Raw genomic sequence first — 5,388 nt, forward strand, 5'->3', positions numbered from 1 at the left:
CTCATCGAGCGTCACCTCGGTCTCCGTGCCGCCGTGGGTCTCGCGGTACTTGTTCAACCAGTTCCGCAATGTCTCGGGGCCCACGCCGTAGGCCACCGCGACGTCCTTGATCGTCTTCGAGGTCGTGATGACCTCCTGGCACAGCTCATCCTTGAACTCCTGGCTGAACCGCCTGCGTGATGCACTCACTGCTGGATCTCATTTCGGTAGGCCCCTCACTTTAAGAGGGTCCACCGTCCGAGATCACCGCAGCAGGCCAGGCCTCTCCCAACTCGAGTCGAGCTTGTCAGAGAAGAACCTTGATCAGATCTTGACGAAACGATGACCCAGATCTCGCAGTTCACACCGCAGAATCGAGTTTCTAAGACAGGCGAGGAGTTGAGTATGATGGGGTGGCTTTACGGTGTGAACTGGATCGACATCGTTCTGTTGATCGCGTTCGTACTCGGTTTCTGGGCGATGGTTCTGGCCTTGGCGACCAGTCTTTTTGGAGGGCATCGGCACCTGCGCGGGCCGCACTCTCCTGCTAATGGGGTCGTCTCTTCCGGTATCTCATTCGCATCTCCCGCAGGGACCGCGACTTCGCGAAGCGTCGATCATGATGAACGCTGACGCCACGGGGCGGGCAGGTGCGCTAAGCCGTGCGCCGCGCGTGCTGGTCTCCCGCCGGTCCTGCTTGGCCGGATCGCTTCTCGCCGGCGCCGGCGCTCTGACTGCATGTTCTGGTTCCGGATCAGCCACGGGCAGTCCCGTGGGAGCCTCGTCAGATCTCGTGAGGCGGCTTGAACAGGAGCGACGCTCCCCCGGCCAAACGGTGGTATCCGCGCAGTTGACCCCCCGTCCGGTCGATGTTGATCTGGGTGGCCGCGTTGTCTCAACGTGGGGATATGACCAACAATTGCCAGGCCCACTGGTGCGGGCCCAAGCTGGAGATCGGCTGCAGATCACCGTGGACAACCAGCTGCCACAGGAGACCAGCGTGCACTGGCACGGGATCGCCATGAGCAACGACATGGACGGGGTTCCCGGGTTGACACAGGACCCGATCGCACCAGGCACCACGTTCACCTACGACTTCACCGCCCCAGACCCAGGCACGTACTTTTACCACTCACATTCGGGTCTGCAACTCGATCGGGGCCTGTACGGAGTGGTGATCATCGATGATCCGGACGAGCCCGGCGACTACGACCATGAATGGCTCGTGGTCCTTGACGACTGGCTCGATGGGACCGGTCGGACTCCCGACGATGTCGCCCGTGATCTGGGCATCGGTGCCGACACCGCAGATGCCGGGATGCAGGGGATGGACCACGACATGATGGACATGCATGGGGGTGAGGGGTCGATGATCTCCCCCATCCTCGGCAGCGCCGGGGATGTCACCTACCCGCACTTTCTGATCAATGGGCGACTCCCTGTCGACCCCTACGTCTGGAGAGCGTCGCGGGGCCAACGCGTGCGCATCCGGTTCGTTAATGCCGGCGCCGACACCGCGTTCCGGGTAGCGCTTGGCGGGCACCGGATGACCGTCACTCACACCGACGGCTTTCCCGTGCTTCCCGAGGACACCGATTCCCTTCTGATCGGCATGGGTGAACGGTTCGATGTTGTGGTCACGCTCGGCGACGGCGTGTTCCCGTTGTTCGCTCAGCCCGAAGGCAAGGATGGTCACGCGCAGGCCCTCGTACGTACAGCAGCGGGCGATCTCCCGACAAATTCCCGACCAGTCGAAGTGGACCGGCGTCCGCTATTGGGTACCGACTTATCCCCCAGCGAGGCAGTACGTCTGTCTAGCCAAAGTCATGATCGGTACCACAGCGTCGACCTGGGCGGGACGATGTCGCCGTACCGGTGGACCCTCAACAGCCAAGTCCACCCGGATTCGGCGCCGCTGGAGGTCAACAGTGGGGAGCGGGTGCGAATGCGGATGCGGAACATGTCCGACATGTTCCACCCGATGCACCTGCACGGACATACGTTCGCGCTCGCGGACAGCGGGCTTCGCAAAGATACCGTCACGATTCGGCCGATGCGCACTATTGAGATCGAGTTCGACACCGATAATCCTGGCCAGTGGGCGTTGCACTGCCACAACGCCTATCACCAAGAGGCCGGGATGATGACCACTCTGTCCTACCTCGCCTGACCGGCAAGGTGATCCACCCGCGGGCCCGAAAGTCCGCAGAAGAAAGGGAACCCAGATGAATCGAAAGAAGCTTGTGATGACCGCCGCTGCCGCCGCGGTCCTGCTGGGGCTGTCCGCCTGCACCAGCGACGAGACCGACACGGCCAGCGAGACCACGACCGCCGTCGAGACCACTGCGACCAGCGGGAGTTCGACCACCGAGCAGGCAGAGGAGTCAGCTCAGCATTCCGAGGCTGACGTGATGTTCGCCCAGATGATGATCCCCCACCATGAGCAAGCCATCGAGATGAGCGACATCATCTTGTCCAAGGATGATGTCCCCGCCGACGTCACCTCGCTGGCCGAGGAGATCAAGGCCGCCCAGGGGCCCGAGATCGCGCAGCTGACCGACTGGCTCGAGCAGTGGGGAGAGCCGACGCAGCCCGAAGGCATGGACATGGACATGGACATGGGCGGTGACCATGACATGGCGCAGATGGAGGGCATGCTCTCCGATGAGGAATTGCAGCTGTTGTCCGACGCTCCCGGCCCTGAGGCTGCCGAGTTGTTCCTCAACCAGATGATCGCCCACCACGAAGGCGCCGTGGCCATGGCCGAAGACCAGGTCGAGAACGGCACGTACCCGCCGGCTGTCGACCTGGCGCAAACCATCATCGACACCCAGCAGCAGGAAATCGACACCATGCAGCAGATGCTCGACTCCATGTAAAAAAACGAAGGCTCGCATTCCCGGCGGGGTCGATGGCAGTCCGACCCCGCCGGAGACCGTCTGGGCATCAACACATTTTCTTGTCCCTGCCAGAAACGAGATACGCACTCATGCTTTCGCACCGAAAGCGGGCCTGGACCCCAATAGCCATCCTTGCATCGGCTCTCATCGCGACCGCGTGTTCGAGCCCGCAGCAGACGCCAGCACCCGAATCCGGGGACGCCTCATCGACGGTCGGCACCGCATTAACACCCGCGCTTGACCATGTGCACGGACTCCACCTCGATGCTGAGGGAAGGGTGCTGGCCGGCACGCATACGGGGCTTTTCGTCCTCAACCCCGATGGCGCGACCACCCGCGTCGGCGACGCCGACGACGACTTCATGGGGCTCACAGGCGCGCCCGGGACGGATAACCTCTACGCTTCGGGCCATCCTGGCCCGTCAAGCTCCGCCCCCAATCCTCTCGGACTCATCGAGAGTGTCGACGGCGGCCAGTCGTGGGCGACGAAATCCCTCTCCGGCGAAGTCGACTTTCACGCCCTGACCACTGACGGAAACACCCTTGTCGGATTCGACACCGCCAACGGAATTCGAACGTCCACCGACTCGGGCGTCAGTTGGACCGACGGCATCGAGATGGCCGCGAGAGCATTGGCGATTACCGACGAGGGCATCTGGGCCACAACCGCAGGAGGCCTACAACTCAGCACCGACATCGGGCGCACATTCGCATCAGTACCAGCTGCTCCCGAACTCCTGCTGATATCTGCAGCCGAAGACGGCACCCTCTGGGGGATCGATACCGACGGCACCGCCTGGCGCAAGAACGTCAACGACGATGAGTGGCAGCAGGGACCAGTTGTCGGTGATGTCGAAGCCATCATCGCCGCGGACCAGGACACTGCCTACGCTGCTGATGGACGGTCATTTCATACATTAACGATTCCCTGAAACGTCGTCGGCGGCGCAAACCAAGGCCGACCGAAGACGGAATGGAAACTACCGGTCAGAACGCATACGAACTCGAGGGAGAAGTGGTGAGGAAAGAAGCGATGCTCGCAGGCGGAGCCGCACCAGAGCGCACACCGGCGAAACGGCTTGCCTCGGTCGCGGTGGCCTTGGTGGCCGCAGTAGGGCTGAGCGCGTGCACGATCGGAGATACCGAGGACACCTCGACGGCCGCTGCACCGAAAGAAGCCCCCGCCGCTGCGGCCGTCATTCACACCTCGTTCGAAGATGGGACAGTGGCCGCGACGCCGCGGGAACCGATCGTCTTGGATGTGACAGACGGTGCGTTCGACGATGTCACGGTCACAAACGAAGAAGGCCGCGAGGTCGAAGGCGAGTTCAACGCGGAACGCTCCCAGTGGCGCACCACCGAGACTCTGGGCTACAACCGGGATTACTCGATCGAGGCGAGCGCTACTAACGACGACGGTGAGACGATTACAGACTCGTCCTCGTTCAGCACCGTGGTCCCGAACTCGACCACCAGCGCGAGCCTGGTGACCGGTCAGGGCCACACGGTAGGTATCGCGCAGCCGGTCGCGGTGCGTTTCGAGTCCGCCGTCGGCGACCGTAAGGCCGTCCAGGACGCCATCGAGGTCACCACGACCCCCGCCGTCGAAGGAGCCTTCTACTGGGTGTCGCCCTCGGAGGTTCGCTGGCGCCCCGCCGAATTCTGGGCACCGGGCACCGAGGTCGACGTCGACGTCAACATCTACGGCACCGATATGGGCGAAGGCCTTTACGGAGCCCAGGACGCAAACAGCAACTTCACGATCGGCGACGAGGTCATCACCACGATCGACGACAACACCAAGACAATGACGACCCGAATCAATGGCGAGGTCGTCAGCAGTAGCCCGGTCTCACTAGGAAAGGCATCGACACCCACCCCGAACGGCACCTACTACATCGGCGACCGATACGAATCGCTCATCATGGATTCATCGACGTTTGGTGTGCCGGTCGACTCGGCCGACGGCTACCGGCTTTCAGTCAACTGGGCCACCCAGATGTCCTACAGCGGGATCTACGTCCATGCCGCCCCATGGTCCGTTGAACAACAGGGCTTCACCAACGTCAGTAACGGCTGTATCAATGTCACCGACGCCTACGCCAAGTCGTTCCAGAACAGCAGCAACCGGGGCGACGTGGTCAAGGTCATCAATACCGTCGGACCGACGCTTCCCGGGACCGACGGGCTGGGCGACTGGAACATCCCGTGGGAAACCTGGCGTGCTGGAAATGCCGACCTAGCCCGGGTGATTCACGGGGATCTGCGGATCGCTGGGCGAAAATAGACCGAAGTGCTTCCTGAACAGGGGAAACTGGGACTTGTCGAAGGTTCCATGTCCCCACACAGAAAGCACTCGGTAGGTGAAGCGTACGTCGTGGTCGTCTGGTCTGTCCGTTACTGCTGATGGTGTCGGGGTGATCTCCCACGCCGGAGCCATCGCACCACGCCTTCTGGCTGATCAGGTGGGGCTGACAACTGAACTGTCAGGGGCCATGGCCCGCCGCCG

6 protein-coding genes are annotated in these 5,388 nt (G+C 62.4%); 5 read left to right on the top strand and 1 reads right to left on the bottom strand.

Annotation, left to right across the window (positions count from 1 at the left end):
- A partial coding sequence (locus G6021_RS16640) for a transposase (protein ID WP_182641774.1) occupies positions 1-189 on the bottom strand: 189 nt, incomplete at its 3' end.
- A 132-nt stretch (positions 190-321) separates the two neighbouring features.
- Here G6021_RS16640 and G6021_RS16645 point away from each other — a divergent pair.
- The 5 genes from G6021_RS16645 to G6021_RS16665 all read left to right on the top strand — a co-directional run bounded on the left by G6021_RS16645 (position 322) and on the right by G6021_RS16665 (position 5,166).
- Positions 322-612, top strand: a complete 291-nt coding sequence (locus G6021_RS16645) for a hypothetical protein (protein WP_146166336.1) — start codon at positions 322-324, stop codon at positions 610-612.
- Positions 602-2,149: a multicopper oxidase family protein gene (locus tag G6021_RS16650; protein WP_182611232.1), complete on the top strand. Its 1,548-nt coding sequence runs from the start codon at positions 602-604 to the stop codon at positions 2,147-2,149. The genes G6021_RS16645 and G6021_RS16650 overlap by 11 nt, the downstream gene beginning before the upstream one ends.
- 76 nt (positions 2,150-2,225) lie before the next feature.
- Positions 2,226-2,858, top strand: a complete 633-nt coding sequence (locus G6021_RS16655) for a DUF305 domain-containing protein (protein ID WP_107746683.1) — start codon at positions 2,226-2,228, stop codon at positions 2,856-2,858.
- A 110-nt stretch (positions 2,859-2,968) separates the two neighbouring features.
- On the top strand, positions 2,969-3,811 hold the full coding sequence (locus tag G6021_RS16660) for a F510_1955 family glycosylhydrolase (RefSeq protein WP_235027361.1): 843 nt from the start codon (positions 2,969-2,971) through the stop codon (positions 3,809-3,811).
- Positions 3,812-3,852: 41 nt separating this feature from the next.
- Positions 3,853-5,166: an Ig-like domain-containing protein gene (locus G6021_RS16665; RefSeq protein ID WP_182611233.1), complete on the top strand. Its 1,314-nt coding sequence runs from the start codon at positions 3,853-3,855 to the stop codon at positions 5,164-5,166.
- Positions 5,167-5,388: the final 222 nt, after the last annotated feature.

The sequence above is a fragment of the Dietzia sp. CW19 genome (genome assembly GCF_014145265.1).
GTDB lineage: Bacteria > Actinomycetota > Actinomycetes > Mycobacteriales > Mycobacteriaceae > Dietzia > Dietzia natronolimnaea.